Annotated in this window: 14 protein-coding genes and 1 other RNA gene; 8 read left to right on the top strand and 7 right to left on the bottom strand. The window is 70.0% G+C overall.

Going from position 1 to position 21559, the window contains the following annotated elements; translation table 11 throughout:
• Positions 1–7: 7 nt before the first annotated feature.
• The 4 genes from smpB to ACZ7M2_RS07170 all read left to right on the top strand — a co-directional run bounded on the left by smpB (position 8) and on the right by ACZ7M2_RS07170 (position 3449).
• Positions 8–550, top strand: coding sequence for an SsrA-binding protein SmpB (gene smpB / locus ACZ7M2_RS07185; protein ID WP_054229635.1), 543 nt, complete (start codon positions 8–10; stop codon positions 548–550).
• A gap of 105 nt (positions 551–655) precedes the next feature.
• Positions 656–1044, top strand: a transfer-messenger RNA (tmRNA) gene (gene ssrA, locus ACZ7M2_RS07180).
• A 79-nt stretch (positions 1045–1123) separates the two neighbouring features.
• Positions 1124–1945 (top strand): hypothetical protein, encoded by an 822-nt coding sequence (locus ACZ7M2_RS07175; RefSeq protein WP_471594458.1) that lies wholly within the window; start codon positions 1124–1126, stop codon positions 1943–1945.
• Between the two features lie 106 nt (positions 1946–2051).
• On the top strand, positions 2052–3449 hold the full coding sequence (locus ACZ7M2_RS07170; RefSeq protein WP_471594457.1) for a hypothetical protein: 1398 nt from the start codon (positions 2052–2054) through the stop codon (positions 3447–3449).
• A 6-nt stretch (positions 3450–3455) separates the two neighbouring features.
• Here the strand turns inward: ACZ7M2_RS07170 and ACZ7M2_RS07165 are convergent, their stop codons facing one another.
• From ACZ7M2_RS07165 to ACZ7M2_RS07135, 7 genes are all read right to left on the bottom strand, one after another.
• Positions 3456–6398 carry a glycoside hydrolase family 3 protein gene (locus tag ACZ7M2_RS07165; RefSeq protein ID WP_471594456.1) on the bottom strand — a complete coding sequence of 981 codons (2943 nt, stop codon included), beginning with the start codon at positions 6396–6398 and terminating at the stop codon, positions 3456–3458.
• A gap of 11 nt (positions 6399–6409) precedes the next feature.
• The gene (locus tag ACZ7M2_RS07160; RefSeq protein WP_351430269.1) at positions 6410–7423 is read right to left on the bottom strand and encodes a LacI family DNA-binding transcriptional regulator; all 1014 of its coding nucleotides are present in this window, start codon (positions 7421–7423) and stop codon (positions 6410–6412) included.
• The gene (gene yicI, locus ACZ7M2_RS07155) at positions 7423–9672 is read right to left on the bottom strand and encodes an alpha-xylosidase (RefSeq protein ID WP_471594455.1); all 2250 of its coding nucleotides are present in this window, start codon (positions 9670–9672) and stop codon (positions 7423–7425) included. The genes ACZ7M2_RS07160 and yicI overlap by 1 nt, the downstream gene beginning before the upstream one ends.
• An 11-nt stretch (positions 9673–9683) precedes the next feature.
• Positions 9684–10505 carry a carbohydrate ABC transporter permease gene (locus ACZ7M2_RS07150; RefSeq protein ID WP_352048989.1) on the bottom strand — a complete coding sequence of 274 codons (822 nt, stop codon included), beginning with the start codon at positions 10503–10505 and terminating at the stop codon, positions 9684–9686.
• A complete protein-coding gene (locus tag ACZ7M2_RS07145) occupies positions 10502–11479 on the bottom strand; it encodes a carbohydrate ABC transporter permease (RefSeq protein ID WP_471594454.1) in 978 nt (325 codons plus the stop codon). Before ACZ7M2_RS07145 ends, ACZ7M2_RS07150 begins: the two co-directional genes overlap by 4 nt.
• Positions 11476–12771: an ABC transporter substrate-binding protein gene (locus ACZ7M2_RS07140; RefSeq protein WP_471594453.1), complete on the bottom strand. Its 1296-nt coding sequence runs from the start codon at positions 12769–12771 to the stop codon at positions 11476–11478. The genes ACZ7M2_RS07145 and ACZ7M2_RS07140 overlap by 4 nt, the downstream gene beginning before the upstream one ends.
• A gap of 120 nt (positions 12772–12891) precedes the next feature.
• Entirely contained in the window at positions 12892–14229 is a 1338-nt protein-coding gene (locus ACZ7M2_RS07135; protein WP_471594452.1) for an MFS transporter, read from the bottom strand.
• Between the two features lie 83 nt (positions 14230–14312).
• Between ACZ7M2_RS07135 and ACZ7M2_RS07130 the strand changes: the two genes are divergently transcribed.
• The 4 genes from ACZ7M2_RS07130 (at position 14313) to ACZ7M2_RS07115 (ending at position 21426) form a co-directional block, all read left to right on the top strand.
• Positions 14313–15341: a LysR family transcriptional regulator gene (locus ACZ7M2_RS07130; RefSeq protein WP_471594451.1), complete on the top strand. Its 1029-nt coding sequence runs from the start codon at positions 14313–14315 to the stop codon at positions 15339–15341.
• 1746 nt (positions 15342–17087) lie between these two features.
• Complete coding sequence (locus ACZ7M2_RS07125; RefSeq protein ID WP_471594450.1) at positions 17088–17915, top strand: hypothetical protein; 828 nt, start codon at positions 17088–17090, stop codon at positions 17913–17915.
• Positions 17915–20125, top strand: a complete 2211-nt coding sequence (locus tag ACZ7M2_RS07120; RefSeq protein ID WP_471594449.1) for a glycosyltransferase — start codon at positions 17915–17917, stop codon at positions 20123–20125. The genes ACZ7M2_RS07125 and ACZ7M2_RS07120 overlap by 1 nt, the downstream gene beginning before the upstream one ends.
• Positions 20122–21426, top strand: coding sequence for an acyltransferase family protein (locus ACZ7M2_RS07115; protein ID WP_471594448.1), 1305 nt, complete (start codon positions 20122–20124; stop codon positions 21424–21426). The genes ACZ7M2_RS07120 and ACZ7M2_RS07115 overlap by 4 nt, the downstream gene beginning before the upstream one ends.
• Positions 21427–21559 lie beyond the last annotated feature (133 nt).

Here is a 21559-nt window from a genome sequence, read left to right as displayed (position 1 = left end):
CAGCACTATGAGTAAGGGAATGTACGTACCGAAGGAGTCCCAGCCCAAGCAGGGCGGAGGGGCCGCGAAGGCCAAGGACGGCAAGCGCAAGATCGTCGCGCAGAACAAGAAGGCACGGCACGACTACGCGATCATCGACACCTACGAGGCCGGGCTCGTCCTGACCGGCACCGAGGTGAAGTCGCTGCGCCAGGGACGCGCCTCGCTGACCGACGGCTTCGTCCAGATCGACGGGAACGAGGCGTGGCTGCACAACGCCCACATTCCCGAGTACAGCCAGGGCACCTGGACCAACCACACGGTGCGCCGCAAGCGCAAGCTGCTCCTGCACCGCGAGGAGATCGACAAGCTGGCGTCGAAGTCGGAGGAGACGGGTCACACGATCGTGCCCCTCGCCCTGTACTTCAAGGACGGCCGCGCCAAGGCCGAGATCGCGCTCGCCCGCGGTAAGAAGGAGTACGACAAGCGGCAGACCCTGCGTGAGAAGCAGGACCGCCGGGAGTCGGACCGCGCGATCGCGGCGGCGAAGCGGAAGCAGCGGGGCGAGTAGCCACGGGGAATACGGTGGCATCGACGTGCGTTGGTCACGTACGATGGGATCTGCACCTCACAGCGGGTGCGCAACCCTCTTCGGAGGGGCTTGAAAAAACAACATGGGGATGATCGGTTTCGACAGCGGCTGTCGAAGCAGGGGAAGCGTGTCGAGGAAGCGACAATGATCTCGTTAACCATATGTCGCAACCAATAATCGCCAATTCCAAGAGCGATTCCCAGTCCTTCGCCCTCGCTGCCTAATAAGCAGTGAGTGAAGGACCCTTAATGGGTGTCAGCCCGGGGGTGTTCCCGACCCGGACCCTGGCATAATCTAGGGAACTAAACCATCGAGCCCGGTCACGGGGTTCGATGGGAAATCAAACAGTGGCTGGGCCCGTCGGCGACTTGTTCGCGTGATCACCGGGGCCGAGAAAATCGCAGCGAACTGCACACGGAGAAGCCCTGATTCTGCACCGGTGGACGCGGGTTCGATTCCCGCCATCTCCACGATCAGGAGGTCCTCCCGGACCTCCACATCCCATGTGGGCAAAGGCCTCGTCGCTTTCGAGCGGCGGGGCCTTTGTCATGCGTGATCATCCAGCTGAAGTACGTGGGCGGCACATATCCTCGCGAGGAACTCATGGCGGAACAACGGGAAGCACGCTTTTTGATCCACGACGAACCCCGGCACCTGCTCGTCCGCGCCCAGGGCGAGCCGTCTCCGGTGTACGAGCCGGAGGATCCCGGGGACCACGAGGACCCCGGCACCTTCACCCGTAACACCCCGCTCGACGACGACGGGCTGGTCCTTCCGGCGGACTTGGCGGATGCGCTGCGTTCCTGGTCGTCGTCCCGCTCGGCGGACGGTTTCCCGTCCCGTCGGCACAGGCGGAAGCACGTCGAACGGGGCCTGGAGGTCGCCCAGGCGGTGGCGAGACATCTGGGGCCCGCATGGGTGGTGCGGTACTGGGACGAGAGGCAGGCCAGGGCCCCGTTCGTGTGCTGGGGATGCGGACGCCCGGACTGGGCCCTCGAGGAACACGGCGAGCCCCCGCACCCGCTCCACATCGTGGTCGAAGGCGAGTTCAAGTGGTACCCGCTCCGCGCGGAGGGATTCGGAGACTTCGCACCGGACGGTCCCGTCGGCAGTCTCCATCTGTCCGAGGAACTGGTGGCCGATCTGTACGCGTGGGCGAAGAGCATCGACACCACGGTGAACCTGGACCTGCGGGACCGGGAGGACGGTAAGTACGACGACGAGTGGGAGCGGCTGTTCCACGAAGGGACGGAGCTGGCGAGACGCGTCGCGCACGAGCTCGGCCCCGCCCGGAAGGTGACCTACAGAGGCCTGGCGAACGGCGGTCCGGCCGCCATGACGTCGGTCACCTGGCAGGGGGACCGGGAAGTGTGAAAGTCCGCTGAACACGAGCGGTGAAGTGCCATTCGCGTTCGCCGTAAAAGAGACCTGAAAGGCTGGGGGGGGGACGACTGTGACGGGACGGCAGGAGCCGTACTGCGTGGACTACGACGCGGACTTCGGACTCAGTGGGCTGACCGAGGCGTTCACGCTCTCACCCGCGCCGGAGAACACCGGCGCGGCACTCGGACTCGTCACGGCGAAGCTCGACGCGTATGACCGTGAGTGTCCCGTGGGCAACGTCGACCATCTCAGCGCGGATGAGCGGAGCATCCTCGGCTACGACACCAGCCACGACGACTGGGGGTACGCCGAGGAACTGCGCGAGGACGTGCGCGGGCTCGTCGAGTCCCCGCTGCCGGACGAGGCGATCCAGGCCGTGTGGCGAGCGGCCGCGGGAGGCGGATGGGATCCCGCGGCGCACGGCATGAGCGCCCGTGACTGGCTGCGGCGCATCGACGAGACCTGTGCCGCACGGCCGCCCCGGAAAGTCCCCGGGCGGCGCCCGGCACCTTCCTCGTGGTGGGGCGCCTGGCAGCCGACGGCCGACGAGGTGCGTGACGACGTGGTCGCGGAGATCGCGGAGATCGCGGACATACGGTCCTGTCGCGAGCCGTCGGCCGGTTCCCTCCCTTCCCCCGACACCCGGCTCCCTTCTCCCGACACCCTGTCGGCCCTCGAAGAAGTGGCCGTCCGCGTGCATCCCGAGCTCGGCTTCCGGCTGTTCCTGCGCGCGCTGAAGGTGCACTCCGTGCGGATAGAAAAGGCGCGGTACGACCGGTTCCAAGCGCTCGGTGACAGGTTCGGCCACCCCGCTGCGCTCATCGACTCCGGTCTCGCCATCGTGTGGCCGCCCATCGACACCGCCCGCCGTGATGCCACCTGGGACTTCGGGCTCTCCCGCCTCGCCGGGCAGGCGCACCAGGACTGGTATGGAAGCCGGGAGGAGGTCCGGAGGGCGGCCGAGGGCGACGACATCGGGCAGACCCCGGGCTCCGCGGCCGCCGTGCTCCTGGAGGACACGCTCCGTCTGTTGCGGTCCGCACTGCCCGACGCAGCGGTCACCGCACTGTGGGCCGGCGCCTCGGACAGGCCGGGGAGTACCGACGGCCGGGACTGGCTTCGGCTGATCGCGGACGTGTGCCGGGAGCGGCTGAAGGAGGCCGCCCCCGCGTACACACCCGTTGTGGCGCGCGCCCGCACCGAACTCGCCGACACGGTGCTGAGGGAGATCCGGGAGACAGCGCCCACTGTGAGGGACAAGGCCATCAGCCCCCACTGGCATCCTGTTCCCGCCACGGACGTCATGGACGCGCTGGAACACGTGGTCACCCGGATCGATCCCGATCTCGGGTTCCGGTTGTTCCTCCGCGTCCTGAACGCGCTGTCCGTGCGACTCCCGCAGGAGCAGTACGACCGGTACAAGGCGATCGGCGAGCGCTTCGGGTACGGCGAGTATCACGTCTCCGGCGTGGATCACCTGATCGAGGCCGGCTGACCCACCTCAGCGCAGGGTGAACGTGGACAGCCGCACACCCCCGCTCAGCACCAGATACACGCCCGTACGCCCCTTCGCCGCGCCGGTGAGGGCGGCGGTCACCGTCGTGTAGTCGTACGGGGATGCCGTGCCGCCCGTACGAGCGGTGCCGACGAGCGGGCCGGTCGGCGAGCCCAGCCGGACCTCGACCGTGCCGGACGAACCGGCGACGCGTGCGCTGAACTCGGACACTCCAGAGCCCAGTCGGGCGTCCGCGAACTTCAGCCAGGCCCCGTCGGCCGTCGCGCCCACCGCCGTCCCGCGCGCCTTCGACTCGTCGACCAGACGGACGGAGCCGGGGGAGTAGTCGTCGAAGTTCTCCGCCCGGGTCACCTTCGTGAGGTCCCGGGGCGGGATCGTCTCGCCCCGTACCGTCCAGGACGTTCGGGAGCGGATGTCGGAGGACGAGGCGCCGACCAGGACGTCGTACGTGCCGCTCTCCACCACCCACTTCGAGCGGGTGACGTCCCAGTGCGCGAGGTCCTTCGCAGGGACCTTCAGCCGGACCGTCCTCGTCTCCCCGGGCTTCAGGGACACCCTCGCGTACGCCTTCAGCTGCTTCAGGGGTTCCTTGTCCCTCGACGCCCGCTGGTGGGTGTAGAGCTGGACGACCTCGTCGCCCGCCCGCTTGCCCGTGTTCGTGACCGCCACCTCGTAGCCGCCGTCCACCCTCTTCAGCGCGCCGTAGCGGAACGTCGTGTACGACAGGCCGTAGCCGAAGGGATAGAGCGGCCGCCCCTTGAAGTACTGGTAGGTGCGGTCGGACTTGATGATGTCGTAGTCGAGGATCGAGGGGAGGTCCGATGCCGACCGGTACCAGGTCTGGGTGAGGCGGCCCGCCGGGTTCGTGTCGCCGTAGAGGACGTCGGCGAGCGCGTTGCCCGTCTCCTGGCCCGCGTGGGTGGTCCACAGGAGGGCCGGGACCTCCTTCTGGAGGGTGCCGAGGGTGGTCGGGTAACTGTTCTCCACGATCACGACCGTCTTCGGATTGGCCGCGCGCACCGCCCTGACCAGGGCCTCCTGCGACGGGGCCAGGCCCATGTCCGTACGGTCGTGGGCCTCGCGGCCGTTGATCGCGGGCATCGAGCCGACCACGACCACCGCCGTGTCCTTGCCCCGCACCGCGGCCACGGCCTCGTCCACGCCGCTGCGGACGACGTCCTTGGAGTAGTGGGCGGCCCCCGACTTCTCGACCAGGCCCAGGGTGCCGTCGGGGCCCGTCGGACCGAGGTAGACCGGGTTCGACCACCAGGACTCGGTGGTCTCGTATCCGGCGTACCGGAGCAGGTACGTGCCGTCGTCCTGCCGCTCCAGCTTGAACTGCTGCTGGACGTACCAACCGTTGGGCTGGACCTGGTCGTTGACGAAGTTCGACCAGTTGTAGCCGACGTACTTGCCGTTGGCGGCCGAGCGCAGGGTCACGATGCCCGAGCCCCAGTCGAACGCGTCGAACTGGGCCGCCACCCCTGTCTCGGTCCTCTCCTTCAGGGCCCCGCCGGCCTCCGACGCGCCCGCCGTCACGTACTTCCCCGTCGCCGTGTCCCTCAGCGCGATGCGGTCGACGCCCTCGCTGCTCCCCACCGAGGTGCCCAGCTTCGTGGCGATGCCGTCGGCAGGCGTGACCGCGTACGGCAGCGTGCCCGAGTACCAGTCCGTGTAGAGGGTGTCGGCGAGCGGGCCGACCACGGCCACGTTCTTCGCCGCGGCCTTCAAGGGCAGTACGCCGTCGTTCTTGAGCAGGACCGCGCTCTTTGCCGCCGCCTCGCGGGCCAGCTTCTGGTGGGCCGGGCTGTTGATGACCGACTGGTCGATCGAGCCGTACCTGCCGCCGTTCGGGTCGAACTCGCCGAGCCGGACGCGGACGGCGAGGACGTGGGAGACGGCCGTGTCGACGTCCGACTCCTTCAACAGGCCGGTGCTCAGGGCCGACTTGATGGCCGTGGTCGTCGGGGCCGAATCGCCGTTGTTGTCCGTGAAGCTGTCGATGCCCGCCTTGAGCGCCGCCGCGTCGCCCTCGGCGAGGGTGTCGTAGTAGTTCTGGGTGCCGGGGAGCAGGTTGCCCGGGGCGAAGGCGTCGGTGACGTTCAGCAGGTCTCGGGAGGTCCACGTCCGTACGACGTCGTCCAGGTCCGGGTTCACCGTGTCGGGGCGGCCGTTGACCAGGTTGTACGAGGCCATCACGCCCGTCGTCGCGTCCGCCTCGACGGCCGGTCTGAAGGCCGCCTCGTCGTACTCGTGCTGGACGCGTGGACGCAGGTCGGAGGACGTGGTCGCGCGGTTCACCTCGTTGTTGTTGGCGAGGTAGTGCTTGAGGGTGGGGGCCGTCTTGAGGTGGTCGGGGTCGCCGCCGGTCAGGCCCTCGCCGTACGCCGTGGAGATCGAACCGGTGAGATACGGGTCCTCGGAGTAGCCCTCCTCGTTGCGTCCCCAGCGCGGGTCGCGCAGCAGGTTGACCACGGGCGCCCACAGGTTGAGGCCCCAGCCGTCGGGGCGTTCCTGCTGGAAGCCGCGCGCCTCGTCGCCGACCGCCGAGCCGACCTGCTGGATCAGTGCCGGGTCCCAGGTGGAGGCGAGACCGATCGCCTGCGGGAAGACGGTCGCCCTGCCGAGCCAGGCGACGCCGTGCAGGGCCTCGGTGCCGGTGCGGAAGGACTGGATGCCGAGGCGGGGGATCGCGGGCTCGTACTGGTGGAGGAGGGAGACCTTCTCGTCGAGGGTCAGCCTCCCCAGCAGGTCGTTCACGCGTGCGGTGACGGGGAGGCGGGGGTTGCGGAAGGCGTACGCGGGGTCGTCCGCCCCTGCCGGAACGATGGCTGTCAGACCGGCGGTCAGCGCCAGCGCCAGGACGAGGGAGGCCCGCTGTCTTCTCCTGCTTCCTCTGTTTCCCTTGCTTCTCTTGCCTTTCCTCATGTCACGGCTCCTCAAGGGGTCAGCGTGCGCGGTGCGGTACTCGCGCGTTCCGTCAGCCGGGGTGCGAGGAGCGTGGCTTCGGGTACGTCGGTGCCGCCCAGCTTCTTCATCAGCAGTTCCACCGCCCGCGCGCCCACCTCGGTGGACGGGATGGCGACGGAGGTGACGGGGACGCGGACGTTCTCGGCGAGCTCGTCCGGGCAGATCGCGGTGACGGAGAGGTCGACGGGGACGCGCAGACCGAGCTGTTCGAAGGCGTCGATCAGCGGTTCCAGGACCGGTTCGTTGTGCACGACGACGCCGGTGAGCGCCGGCTGTTCGCGCAGGAGCTGTTCGGCGACCCGGCGGGCGGCGGCGGGCGAGGCCTCGCAGGGGTGGACGGAGGACGCCAGCCCGCCCCGGTCGGCGGCGGCGGTGAAGCCCTCCACCACACGCTGGGCGAACGCCGTCCCCCGTACGTACACCTCGGGCGGCGACCCGACCAGCGCCACGACCCGGTGCCCGAGCCCCGCCAGCCGCTCGACGCACAGCTCGCCCGCCGCCTTGAAGTCCAGGTCGATGCAGGTCAGCCCGGCGGGCCCGGCAGGGAACCCGATGAGGACCGAGGGGCGGTCCAGGGCGCGCAGCAGCGGCAGCCTGGGGTCGTGCAGCTGGACGTCCATCACGATCAGCGCGTCCACCAGCGCGGTGTCCGCGACCCGCCGCAGCCCCTCCTCGCCCTCCTCCTGCGTCAGCAGCAGGACGTCGTGATCGTGCCTGCGCGCCGCCGTCACCACCGACACCGCGAACTGCATCACCACCGGCACATGGATGCCCGCCCGCAGCGGCACCACCAGGGCCAGGACGTTCGACCGGCTGCTCGCGAGGGCGCGCGCCCCGGCGTGCGGGCGGTAGCCCAGTTCGCGGATGCTGGCCTCGATGCGCTGCCGGGTCTCCTCGGAGATGGGGCGCTTGCCGCTCAGGGCGTAGGAGACGGTGCTGGGGGAGACCCCCGCGTGCCGCGCCACATCGGTGATCTTCACCATCAGGCCGGCTCCACCGTGAGGAACCCGGTCCCCGCCTGTGCCCGCGCGGTCCGCTCCCCGGAGGCCAGCCCCCAGGGTGCCGAGGGATCACTGCAGGACGCCCGGAGCGTGTCTCCTTCCCGTACGACGGTGAAGGTCACGTCGCCGACCGGCACGGTCACCTGAGCGCCCCGCTCCAGCCCGTACGCCCTGAGCGTGACCCCGTCGGCGTACACGTAGTCGGGCCGGTCGTCCACCGCGCCCACCGGGATCACCGCGCCCGGCCGCACCAGCAGCGGCACGCTGCTGAAGCCGTGCCGCTCGCGCACCCAGCGCGGACCGGTCACCGTGCGCCCCGTGAGGAAATGGGTCCAGGTGCCGTCCGGAACGTAGTAGGAGACGTCCCCCTCGTCGCTGAAGACGGGCGCGACCAGCAGGTCCGGGCCGAGCATGTACTGCCGTTCCAGGTGCGCGCACCCCGGATCGTCGGGGAATTCGAGGACCATCGCCCGCATCATCGGCACGCCCTCCGCGTGGGCGGCGCGGGCGACCTCGTACAGATACGGCATGAGGCCGAGCTTCAGCCGGGTGAACAGCCGCAGCACGTCCACGGCCTCCTCGTCGAACAGCCACGGCACCCGGTAGGAGGACGAGCCGTGCAGCCGGCTGTGGGAGGAGAGGAGCCCGAAGGCGATCCACCGTTTGAAGAGGGCCGGTGTCGGTGTTCCCTCGAAGCCGCCGATGTCGTGGCTCCAGAACCCGAACCCCGACATGCCGAGACTCAGCCCGCCTCGCAGCGACTCCGCCATCGACGCGTACGTCGCCTCGCAGTCGCCTCCCCAGTGCACCGGGAACTGCTGGCTTCCGGCGGTCGCCGAGCGCGCGAAGACGACGGCCTCCGCCTCGCCCCGGTGCTTGCGCAGCACTTCGAAGACCGTGCGGTTGTAGAGGTAGGTGTAGTAGTTGTGCATGCGTTCCGGGTCGGCGCCGTCGGCGTACGCCACGTCGACGGGGACCCGCTCGCCGAAGTCGGTCTTGAAGCAGTCGACGCCCTGGTCGAGCAGCGCCTCCAGTTTCGAGGCGTACCAGTCGCGGGCGGCCGGGCTGGTGAAGTCGACCAGCGCCATGCCCGGCTGCCACAGGTCCCACTGCCACACACTGCCGTCGGGCTTCCTGAGCAGATGGCCCAGGGCCTTGCCCTCCGCGAAGAGCGGGGAGCGCTGCGCGATGTACGGGTTGATCCACACGCAGATGTGCAGGCCCTTGTCCTTCAGCCGGGTCAGCATGCCTTCCGGGTCGGGGAAGACGCGCGGGTCCCACTGGAAGTCGCACCAGTTGAACTCGCGCATCCAGAAACAGTCGAAGTGGAAGACGGAGAGGGGGAGTTCGCGCTCCCGCATGCCGTCGATGAACGAGGTGACGGTGGCCTCGTCGTAGGAGGTGGTGAAGGACGTCGACAGCCACAGGCCGAAGGACCAGGCGGGCGGGAGGGCCGGGCGGCCGGTGAGCCGGGTGTACTTGCGCAGGATGTCCTTCGGGCTCGGCCCGTAGATCACGTAGTACGTCAACTGCTGCGTCTCGGCGCTGAACTGGACCCGGGAGACCGCTTCCGAGGCGACCTCGAAGGAGACACGGCCCGGGTGGTCGACGAAGACCCCGTAGCCCGCGTCCGTCAGATAGAAGGGGACGTTCTTGTACGCCTGTTCCGTCGCCGTACCGCCGTCGGCGTTCCACATGTCCACGACCTGGCCGTTCTTGACGAGCGGGCCGAAGCGCTCGCCGAGGCCGTAGACCTGGGTGCCGACGCCGAGGTTCAGCTGCTCGCGCAGATAGTGGGCACCGGCCGCGTCCCGCATGATGCCCATGCCCTTGGGGCCGCTGGTGGTGAGGACACGGCCGTGGGCGAGGAAGTCGACGTGCCAGGGGGTGGTGCGGGCGACCCGGACGGACAGGGCGCCCGCGGTGAGCGTCGCGTGCTCGTCGTCGTGCTCCACGATGGGGGCGAACTCGCTCCGGTGGACTTCGAAGCGGGGGCCGCGCGGTTCCTCGCCCTGGAAGTGCGTGAACGTGACGCCGATGACGTCCGGCATCGGCGCGTGCGCGCTGATCGTCACGACCGGTCCCTTCAGCAGGTCGCCGCGGTGGCGGATGGGCTGGGTCGGCGCGTGGATGTCGAGGGTTGCGTCGGACGTGCTGACGTCGAGGACCTCGACCGGGTGGGCCGCGGTGACGCCCTCGCGCAGCAGCCAGTAGCCGTCGGTGAACTTCACGCCCACACCCCTTACTTGACCGCGCCCACGGCGATGCCGCGGGTCAGTGTCCGCTGGAAGACGAGGAAGAAGACGATCGCGGGGAGCACGCCCAGGAGGGCCGCCGCGTTGGTCATGGTCGCGTCCATCAGGCGTTGGCCCTGGAGGACGCCGAGCGCCACCGACACCGTCTGGTTGTCGTTGGAGATCAGCATGACCAGCGGCAGCAGGAACTCGTTCCAGGTCCAGATGAAGAAGAAGACCAGGAGGACACCGATGGTGGGGCGGCTGACGGGGACCACGATCCGCCACAGCACCTGCCACTGGTTCGCCCCGTCGATCCGGGCGGCCTCGATGATCTCGCGCGGGAACCGCCCGAGGACGGAGGACAGGAGATACGTGCCGAAGGCCGCCTGGACGACCGTGAACACGATGATCACGCTGAGCCGGGTGTCGTAGAGTCCCGCCTGCTTGCTCAGGTAGTAGATCGGATAGACCAGCGCCTCCTGCGGCAGCATGTTCGCCAGCACGAAGAAGGCGAGGACCCAGGTGCGGCCCTTGATGCGGCCGATGCCGATCGCATACGCGTTCAGGACGGACAGCACGGCGGCGCCGATCGCCACCGAGCCGGAGATCAGGATCGAGTTGACGAGCTTCTGGCCGTAGTCGACGCGCTGCCAGAAGTCCTTGAGGCCGTCGAGGTAGAGGCCGTGGGGCAGGCTGAGGGGTCCGTTCGACGCGTACTCGGCGGGGGACTTGACCGCGTTGATCGCGACGATGCCGAAGGGCAGCACCATGAACAGGGCCGCGATGATCAGGGCCACGAGGACGGGATAGCGGCGTACGGCGGTCATGCGCGGAGTCCTTCCTCGGCGTCCTCGGCGCGGGTCTGGAGCTTCAGGCCGATCAGGGCGAGTACGAGGATGATCACGGTCAGCACGGTGGAGATCGCCGCGCCGTAGCCGACCTGGGTCTTCTCGAAGAAGGTGGTGAAGGAGAAGTAGGACGGCACGTCGGTCGCGCCGCCGGGACCGCCCTTGGTGAGGACGTACACCGCGCCGAACACCTTGAGCGCGGCGATCGTGCACCAGAGGAGGACGACGTAGATCTCCGGGCGGATCTGCGGCAGCGTGATGTGCCAGAAGCGGCGCCACCAGCCCGCGCCGTCCAGCTCCGCCGCCTCGTACAGCTGCGGGTCGACGCGTTGCAGCCCCGCCATGAAGACGACCAGCGGGAAGCCGATCTGGACCCACACCATCACGCCCATGACGCTGTAGAGGGCGAAGTCGGGGTCGCCGAGCCAGTCCCGCTGGAGCGAGCCGAGGCCCACCGCCTTCAGGAGTGCGTTCAGGGAGCCGTTGTCGGGGGCGAGGATCCAGCTCCAGACGATGCCGGCGACGGCGATGGGCAGGACCTGGGGGAGGTAGAAACAGGCGCGCAGGACGGCGGCGATCTTCGTGCCGAAGTGCTTGCCGACGAAGTCGAAGAGGGCGGCGGCCAGCACGAGCCCGAGGACCGTCGGCACGGCGGCCATGGCGACGACCATGAACAGGCTGTGCCGGAAGGATGCCCAGAACTCGGAGTCGTCCAGCAGCTCGCGGTAGTTGGCGAGCCCCGACCACTTCGGCGAGCCGACGCCCTGCCAGTCGGTGAAGCTCACGCCGGTGTTCATCAGGAACGGGACGACGATCACGGCGAGGAAGGCGAGGACGCCGGGGAGCAGGAAGAGGGCGTAGGAGGAGTGGGGGCGGCGCGAGCTCGTCGTACGGCCGTGGTGCCGGTGGTGTCCCCGGACGACCCGGCCGCCCCGTTCGACGGTGACCGTCATGTCTTCGGCGCGCCCTTGTCGTACGCCGTCTGCAGCGCGCTCAGATAGGCGTCCGGTTTCTCGCTCCCCGTGATCAGCTTCTGGGTTTCGGAGACGAGGACGTCGTAGAAGCCGGCGACCGGCCAGTCCGGGTAGAAGGCCAGACCGTCCTTGCCGGAGAGTGTGTTGAAGTCGGCGATCAGAGTCTTGGCCTTCGGGTCGGTGATGGCGGCGGTGTCGGCGCCCACCGGGACCCCGCCCTTGTTGCCGAGCAGGTTCTGGATCTTCTGCGACATGGTGATGTCGATGAAGTCGTAGGCGAGGTCCTTGTTCTTGGCGCCCTTGGGGACGACCCAGAGGTTGCCGCCGGAGCCGAGGGTGAGGTTGCTGCCGGGCCAGAGGAAGGTGCCCCAGTCGAACTTGTTCTCCGTCTGGAAGCGCCCGTACCACCAGCTGCCGCTGAACAGGATCGGGCTCTTGCCCTGGATGAAGGAGAGGCCCGCGTCCTCGGCCTTGAGCGAGGTGGACTTCTTGCTGATGTAGCCCTTCTTCACCCAGTCGGCGAAGGTCGTGGCGGCGTACGTCCAGGCGGCGTCGTGGAAGTCCGTCTTGCCCTTGTAGAGCTCGTACTTGTCGACCCACGAGCGGTCGGCCTTGGAGAGGGCGAGCTGGTACAGGTACTGCTGGGCCACGTACTCGGCGCCCGCGTTCGCCAGCGGGGTGATGCCCTTCGACACGAACGTGTCCATGGCGGCGGTGAGCTGGTCGAGGGTGGTGGGCTGGGCGATGCCGTACTTCTTGAAGAGGTCCTTGTTGTAGAAGACCATCGTGTACTCGGCGTAGTTGGGCACGCCGTACCACTTGCCGGAGCCCATGACCCCGTTGGTGTCGTACTGGCTGGTGGTGCGCACGCCCGCGCTGAGCTTCTTGTCCCAGCCGCGCTTGGTCGCCTCGGCGGTCAGATCGGTGAGAAGCCCCTGCTTGGAGAGCAGCCCGGCCGTCGCGTTGCCCTTGTTGTACTCCATGAGGTCGGGCGCGTCGTTCGAGTTGAGGACCATCGGGGCCGTCTTCTGGATCTGCTCGAAGCCCTTCTCCTCGAACTTCACCTTGACGCCGGGATGCTTCGCCTCGAACTCCTTGATGGCCTCGTTCCAGGCCACGCCCATCGCGCTGTCCGGCCCTTCGTAGTGCCACAGTTTCAGCGTCTTGCCGTCCGAGGAACCGCTGTCCGAGCTGCCGCAGGACGCCAGCAGCAGGGAGCCCGCCAGGGCCACCGCCGCCGTCGCCACCGCACGCCTTCGTGTCGTCAACATCCATTGCCTCCGGGGGAGTTGGATGGGTTTCGGGACCGTCACGCAGCGTTCGTCGAATCGTTTCGATGCGTGACGTCGAAGCGCTTCGACGGGGGAAGGTATGTGGGGGTCCCGGGCGCGTCAATGGGGTGCGTCGGAATTGGGGCCGAGGGACTGGCGGCGGTTCGGCGGGTCGGACGTCAGGGGGATCGTGAGGGAGATCGCGAGCGCGCTTCCCGCCGCCGCGACCGGCACCCCGAACCCCGCCGTCGCCGAGAGGTGCTCGACGATCCAGCCGCCGGTCGCCGAGCCGCAGGCGATGCCGCCGAGCAGGCCCGTCACCGCGAGGGTCATGCCCTCGTTCAACCGGCCCTCGGGAGTGCGCCGCTGGACGAGGGCCATGCCGGTGACCATGGTCGGCGCGGTCGCGGCCCCGGCGAGCAGCAGTGCGCCCGCGAGGGCGGGGAGCGAGGCGGTCAGGGAGGCCGCGAGCAGGGGGAGGGTCATGAGGGCCGTCATGGCGGCGAGACACCACGGGTGGCGCCGCTCGGCCGGACCGGTCGGCTTCCGCGCCCCGTACAGCAGCCCCGCCACGCACGACCCCGCCGCCTGGAGGGCGAGCACCGTGCCCGCCGCCGACCGATGCCCCTGTGCGTCCGCGAAGGCGATCGTGACGACCTCCATCGAACCGAAGACGGCACCGGTGGCGAGGAAACAGAGGAGCAGAGGCCGCATTCCGGTGGCCAGGAGAGGGGACGTGGACGGCGTACGGGGCTGGGGCGGCGGCTCCGTCGAACGCTGGGCGGCGAAGATCAGCACGCCGGTCATCATCAGCACGCCGGCCACCAGCGTGCCCGCCTCCGGGAAGAACGTCCCGCACAGGAAGGCCGCGCACACCGGGCCCAGCATGAAACACAGCTCGTCCGCGGCCTGTTCGAAGGAGTTCGCGGTGTGCGCGGCGGCCGGGTCGTCCCGCAGGAGGTGGGCCCAGCGGGCGCGTGACATGCCGCCCGTGTTGGGGGTGGTGGCCGTGGCGGCGTACGCGGCGAACAGGGTCCAGTCCGGCGCCCCGAGACGCACGCACAGCAGCAGCGCGACGCTTCCCAGCAGGGCGAAGGCGGTGGCCGGCACCGCGATCCGGGCCTGACCGTGGCGGTCGACGAGCCGCGCGGTCCAGGGGGCGACCAGCGCGGTCGCCGCGAGACCGGTCGCCGTCACGGCGCCGGCGAGGGCGTACGAGCCGCGCGAGCCCGCGATCATGATCACCGCGCTGACGCTGAACATCCCCATGGGGAGCCGGGCGAGCAGGTTCCCGAGGGTGAAGGCGCGGGTGCCGGGGATGGTGAAGAGGCGGCGGTAGGGGGTTGTCCGGCGGGGCGGGGCCTTCTGGCGGCGGGGGCGGAAGTCGGCGATCACCAGGCTGTCGCCGGTGGCGGTGAGCAGGGGCGGGGACGCGTGCTCGGAGGGCTGTTGCGGCATGGGCCAACCGTCGCCGGGCGCGGGGTGGAGGGTCCAACACTTACTCCGTGGCCATTGACGCACCTGCGTTGTAAGTTCGCGTGATGCCCGCCCCTGCCGACCGCTCTTCCGGCCGCTCTCCCAGCCTCCCTTCCGGCCTCCCTCACCGCTCTCTCGACCCCCGACTCCTACGCGGGTTCCTCGTCGTCGCCGAGGAGTTGCACTTCACGCGGGCCGCCGCCCGGCTGTACGTCGCCCAACAGGCCCTCAGTCGCGACATCCGGCGACTGGAGCGCGAACTCGGGGCGGAGCTGTTCGTGCGCACGACCCGGCAGGTGACGCTGACCGCCGACGGTGAGCGGCTGGTGCCGTACGCGCGGCGGGTGCTGGAGGCGCAGGACGCGCTGCTGTCGGCGTTCGCGGGGGACGGACCGGAGCGGCCGCTGCTCGTCGACGTCAACTCCCCGGGCCTCGTCTCCGGCCGCGTCCTGGACCGGGCCCGTGCGCTCGCGCCCGACTGCGAGCTGATGGCCCGCTTCGAGAGCGGGCTGACCGGCGCGGCGGGGGAGATCCTCGCGGGCCGCCTGGACGCGTCGTTCGGACGGTTCGCGGGCCTCGATCCGGCGGTCCGGGCGCGGCTCGAACAGCAGCCCGTACGGTACGAGCCGATGGCCGTCGTACTGCCCGAGGACCATCACCTCGCCGGCCTGGACGCGGTGCCGCTCGACGCGCTCGCGGGCGAGACGGTGTACGCCGGGGCGGGGAATCCGCGGACGCGGGAGTGGACCGACTTGGCGCTTCACCTTTTCGAGGGACGCGGTATCGCGCTGGCGCCACCCGCGCCGGTGGCCGTCGGAGCCGATGAGTTCCGGCGGGTGATGGCCAAGAAGCGGAATCCTGTCCTTGCTGTGGTCGATTTTCCGGCCATGTCTGAAACCGTGCGGAAACCTCTCGTTGGACCTGTTCCGTTGTCACCCGTGTCACTGGTGTGGCGAAAGGGGCTGGTGCACCCCGGGATCGATGCCCTTCGACGAGCGGCCGGCGAGCTGGCAGCCGAGGAAGGGTGGCTGCGGCGCCCCGCGGACGGTTGGATTCCGGCCAGTGATGAGCTGGTGATGGCGGGGCAGGATTGACGCATAAGCACACGGGTCTTCCCCATGCGCTACATTCATGGTCCGGGTGCAGTGTGGTAATGGGGGGCGCTCGGGACGGGTGGGGGCTCGTTCCGAACGACATATACGTAATGCCCGGAGTCGTGCGCGCACCCGAAACCTGTCCCTGGGGGGATGTGCGTGCGCGTGGAGAAGTGGCGAGAAGACGCCCAACCTGATCGCCGAGATATCGATCAGGCGGACGGGCGTGGAGCCGGAGAGTCGGCTGCGCCGACCGCGTCGGCGGGATCCGGAGAGTCGGTGGTGTGGCCCGAGGCCGCCCGTGCGACGTCGACGTGGCCCCAGATCGCGGGCGCCGCCGCCGTGCGGCTCGCCGCGGAAGCGGAATCCGACACCGATGTCGAACGCGGTGTCGAAAGAGAGCCTGGAGCTGGCGGCGAAGGCCGACCGGGCGCCGGTACGAGAACTGGCGCGGAACGTGGATCGGGTGCGGAGCGTGGATCGGGCGCAGAGGGTGCGTTCGGCGCGGGCCGGTTGCCGGGTGCGGGCCGTTCGTCCGGTTCTGAGGGGTTGTCCAGTGCGGGCAGTTCGTCCGGTGCCGGTGGTCGGGGCGGTGTTGAGCGACGGTTCGATGTGGACTGTCGGGTGAGCGCGGACGACGACGCGGGCGCCGACGGCCTCGGCGCGGAGCGCCACGACGAGGCGAACCATGGAGACGACGCGGATCTGCAGGCCGGGGCGGTCCGCCGTGCTGGGTCGGACCGTCGTGCTGGGGTTGCCGACCGGGCGGCCGGACCGGACGACCTTGCCGGGGTGCCCGATCAGCCTGCCGGGCCGCGTGACCGTACGGGAGTGGACCGGGGAGGACAGGCTGTCCTGGGGGCCGGGGCGGTGGGCCGTGCTGGGCTGAACCGTCGTGCCGGGGTTGCCGACGTGACGGTCGGATCGGACGCCGCTACCGGGGTGCCCGACCGGACCGCTGGACCGGACGACCTTGCCGGGGTGCCCAACCAGCCTGCCGGTTCGCGTGACCGTGCCGGGGCGGATCGGCGGGCCGGGGCGCCCGATCAGTCTGCCGGGCCCCACGACCGTGCCGGGGCGCCTGGCAAGCCTGCCGGTCCGCGTGACCGCATTGCACCGGATCAGCTCGCCGGAGTACCCGACGAGCCTGCCGGTCCGCGTGACCTTGCCGGGGCGGATCGGCGGGCCGGGGCGCCCGGCAAGCCCGCCGGATCGCGTGACCGCATCGCATCGGATCAGCTCGCCGGAGTATCCGACCAGCCTGCCGGTCCGCGTGACCTTGCCGGGGCGGATCGGCGGGCCGGGGCGCCTGATCAGTCTGCCGGGCCCCACGACCGTGCCGAGGCGCCCGGCAAGCCTGCCGGTCCGCGTGACCGCATCGCATCGGATCTGCTCGCCGGAGTGCCCGACGAGCCCGCCGGTCCGCGTGACCGTGCCGGAGCCGATCGACGCGTCGGCCAGGACGATCGGCCGGCCACGGGCGGCTGGCCGGACGCGCGCAGGCGCCCCGACTTCCTCGGTCGACCTGACACCCTCGGTCGCTCCGACGCCTTCGGCCGACCTGACACCCTCGGTCGACCTGACACCCTGGGTCGACCCGACACGCCCAGCCGTTCCGATACGACCAGCCGATCCGACACACCCGGTCGGTCCGACGCGTCCAGCCGACCCCAGAGGGGCGGCTGGCCGGTTGTGGAGCGCAGGGCGGACACGCTCGGTCGGGGACAGCGGGACGGTCGGGCGATCGTGGGCCGTGGGGCCGACACGCCCGGTGGGTCCGCTGCCGCGTCCTGGGAGCAGTCCGGTGAGCCGGGACACACCCACGATCCGCACGAGGTGACGGTTCAACTCGACGGAGTCGGACGGCGGAAGACGGCGGACTGGCTGGTTCAGCAGGCCAAGGACGCCCCGGGCGTCCAGGACGGCTCGGACGGCCCGGTGTTCGTGGACGAGTCCGGCCGCCGCAGCCGCAGGTTCCGCCGGCTCGGCATCCTCGTCGGCATCGCCTGCGCGGTGTACGCCGTCGTCATCGTCGCCACCCTCCTGTCCGGCAACTCCAACGCGCCCTGGCTGCCGGTACCGGGCCAGCAGGACGACACGCCGGCCGGGAAGGTCGACACCTCGCCGCTGCCCACCGACTCGGTGTCGCCGTCCGGTTCGAGCAGCGCCGCGCCCGGCGCGAGCGCCTCGGCGGGCGACGGTACGGCCCCCGCACCGGGCGTCAGCCCGACACCGGGCGCCTCCGCGAGCGCCACCGACCCGGGCACGTCCGCGGACCCGAAGCCCTCGACGTCCGCCACCACCAGGCCGAAACCGAGCACCAGCACCACCAAGGACCCCGTCACCCCGCCGTCCCTCCCGGTGTCCGACTCGCCCGACCCCAGCCCCTCCGAGGACGGCGCCGCCTCGCCGAGCCCCTCGGAGAGCACGGTCGGCGCCGACGGCACCGGCACGGTCGCCGACAGCCCCGTACAACCGGGCCCCATCGCCTCCGAGCCCGGCATCACCAACTCCTCGTCCCCGGAGAACCCGGTGAGCCCGGCGACCCCGCACAACCTGGAGAACATCCTCTGATGGCATCCCGCACCCACGCGCACGGGCCCGCTCCCCGTGCGCGGCGTCCGGCACCCGATGTCCGGCGCCGACGGCTGCCCATGCGCTGGCTGCTGCCCTCGTTGCTCCTCATCGCCATGCTGGCGATGCTGATGCTGCGCGGCTATGTGCACAGCGAGATCCTCGCCGACCACCGCATCCAGCCCGAGGCCGCCACCGACAAGGTGCCGGACAAGATCCTCGACGGCGGCCCGGTCATCGACACCCGCGGTGGCCGCACGAACAGCCTGACCGTCCCCGACCACCGGCTCGTCCTCACCTTCGACGACGGCCCGGACCCCACGTGGACACCCAAGGTTCTCGACGTCCTGAAGAAGCACCACGCCCACGCCGTCTTCTTCGTCACCGGCACCATGACCTCGCGCTATCCGGAGCTCGTGAAGCGCATGGTCGCGGAGGGCCACGAGGTCGGCCTGCACACCTTCAACCACCCCGACCTCTCCTTCCAGTCCACGAAGCGCATCGACTGGGAGCTCTCCCAGAACCAGCTGGCGCTGGCCGGGGCGGCGGGCATCCGCACCTCGCTCTTCCGGCCCCCGTACTCGTCCTTCGCGGACGCCATGGACAACAAGTCGTGGCCGGTGACGCAGTACATCGGTACGCGCGGTTACATCACCGTCGTCAACAACACCGACAGCGAGGACTGGCAGAAGCCGGGCGTCGACCGCATCATCCGCAACGCCACGCCCAAGGGCGGCAAGGGCGCCATCGTCCTGATGCACGACTCCGGCGGCGACCGCCACCAGACCGTGCAGGCGCTGGACAGGTTCCTGCCGGAGCTTCAGGAGCGCGGGTACCGGTTCCAGAACCTCACCGAGGCCCTCGACGCACCCAGCGCGCACACCCAGGTCACCGGCCTCGAACTGTGGAAGGGCAAGGCCTGGGTCTACCTGGTGCGCGCCTCCGACGACGTCACCGACATCCTGGTCGTCGGCATCGCGATCATCGGCGTGCTCGTCTTCACCCGCTTCGGCATGATGCTCCTGCTGTCCGCCCTGCACGCCCGCCGGGTGCGGCGCACGGACTTCCGCTGGGGTCCGGCGCCGGTCACCGAACCGGTGTCGGTGCTCGTGCCGGCGTACAACGAGGCCAAGTGCATAGAGAACACGGTCCGTTCCCTGATGGCGAGCGAACACCCCGTCGAAGTGCTGGTCGTCGACGACGGTTCGAGTGACGGCACGGCGCGGATCGTCGAGGACCTGCTGCTGCCGAACGTCCGTGTCGTGCGCCAGCACAACGCGGGCAAGCCCGCGGCTCTCAACCGGGGCCTGGCCAACGCCCGTCACGACATCGTCGTGATGATGGACGGCGACACGGTCTTCGAACCGGCCACCGTGCGCGAACTCGTCCAGCCGTTCGCCGACCCGAGCGTCGGCGCGGTCGCGGGCAACGCCAAGGTCGGCAACCGCGACTCCCTCATCGGGGCCTGGCAGCACATCGAGTACGTGATGGGCTTCAACCTCGACCGCCGGATGTACGACATCCTCGGCTGCATGCCGACCATCCCCGGCGCGGTCGGCGCCTTCCGCCGCTCCGCGCTGGAGCGGGTCGGCGGCATGAGCGACGACACACTCGCCGAGGACACCGACATCACAATGGCCCTGCACCGCGACGGCTGGCGGGTCGTCTACGCGGAGAAGGCACGCGCGTGGACGGAGGCGCCGGAGTCCGTCCAGCAGCTCTGGTCCCAGCGCTACCGCTGGTCGTACGGCACGATGCAGGCGATCTGGAAGCACCGCAGAGCGCTCGTCGAACGGGGCCCGTCGGGCCGCTTCGGCCGGGTGGGCCTGCCGCTGGTCTCGCTGTTCATGGTCCTGGCCCCGCTGCTGGCCCCGCTGATCGACGTCTTCCTGCTGTACGGGCTCGTCTTCGGCCCGACGCAGAAGACGGTCCTCGCGTGGCTGGGCGTCCTTGCCATCCAGGCGGCCTGCGCGGCGTACGCCTTCCGGCTGGACCGCGAGCGCATGAGGCATCTCATCTCGCTCCCGCTCCAGCAGATTCTCTACAGGCAGTTGATGTACATGGTCCTCCTCCAGTCCTGGATCACCGCGCTCACCGGAGGCCGGCTGCGCTGGCAGAAGCTGCGGCGCACAGGCGTCGTGGAGGCACCGGGATCGATCCCGCGGCAGCGGACGGCACAGAGCGGGAACGATCGGAGGCCGGTCGCATGACCACGCACGAGTACACGGCGGGTGCGACACCGCCGCTGGGATCGGCCCGGATCCACCCCGAACCGGCACCATCGCCGACACCCGCGCCGACACCCGCGCCGGGATCAGCCCCGGGACCGGCCGCGCAGTCCGCTCCCGCGCCCAAGAAGCCCGGCCGTGACCGCTACCTGGACCTGCTGCGTTCGATCGCCCTGGTCCGTGTGGTCGCCTACCACCTCTTCGGCTGGGCATGGCTGACGGTCCTCTTCCCCTCCATGGGCGTGATGTTCGCGCTGGCCGGCTCGCTGATGGCCCGCTCGCTCAGCCGCCCGCCCCTCGGTGTGATCCGCGGCCGTGTCCGCCGCCTCCTGCCGCCCCTGTGGGCGTTCAGCGCGGTGGCGCTCGCGCTGATGTTCGCGGGCGGCTGGAACGTGCTGAAGGACCCGGACAACGGCGGCACCTGGGGCCTCGTCAAGCTGATCGACTACGTCATTCCGATCGGCGCCCCGCCCTTCCCCTGGCACGTCGGCTCCAAGTCCGGCCTGCTGGAGGACACCTGGGCGGTCCAGGCGGCGGGCCCGCTCTGGTACCTGCGCGCCTATCTGTGGTTCGTGATCGCCTCGCCCCTGCTGCTGTGGGCCTTCCGCAGGGTGCCCTGGGCGACGCTGCTGGCCCCCCTCGCCCTGACGGCGGTCCTCGGCACCGGCCTGGTCACCATCCCCGGCGAGACGGGCAACGCGATCTCCGACTTCACGGTCTACGGCGGCTGCTGGGTCCTGGGCTTCGCCCACCACGAGGGCGTTCTGCAACGGGTCCCCCGCTATCTGGCGATCTCCTGCTCGGCCCTGCTCATGGCCTTCGGCCTGTGGTGGGCCTCGGGACACCTGGGCCCCGACGGCTGGGACCTGAACGACATCCCCCTCGCCCAGGCGGCCTGGTCCTTCGGCTTCGTCGTCATCCTGCTCCAGTACTCCCCGTCCTGGCAGGAACTCCCCGGTCGGCTGGCCCGCTGGGACAAGCTGATCACCCTGTCCAACAACCGGGCCGTCACGATCTACCTCTGGCACAACATGCTGATCATGGCCACGGTCCCGATCATCGACCAGGCCTACAACCTCCCGTTCATGCAGAGCGACAGCGCGGTGGCCGCGCTCGACTCCTCGTACATGGTGTGGATGTTCCTCCTGGTCTGGCCCCTCATCGGCCTGACGATCCTGGCCTTCGGCTGGATCGAGGACATCGCCGCCAAGCGCAGCCCGAGGCTGTGGCCCGACGGCACGCAGAGGAAGAAGGGCGCCTCGCGGGGAAGCCACCGGGTCTAGCGGGATTCACCGGGTCTGGACACAGGCAGGGGGCGACGGCACCCCGGACGTCCTCACCGTCGCCCCCTCGCTCTCGTGAGAGCAACGTTCCTTTCCGGTCACTCACAGCCACAGCCTCGAAACGCGTCCTCCC

The sequence above is a fragment of the Streptomyces sp. NPDC111507 genome (assembly GCF_055638955.1).
The sequence above is the reverse complement of the archived record's forward strand: the minus strand, read 5'-3'. Positions and strand labels throughout refer to the sequence as shown.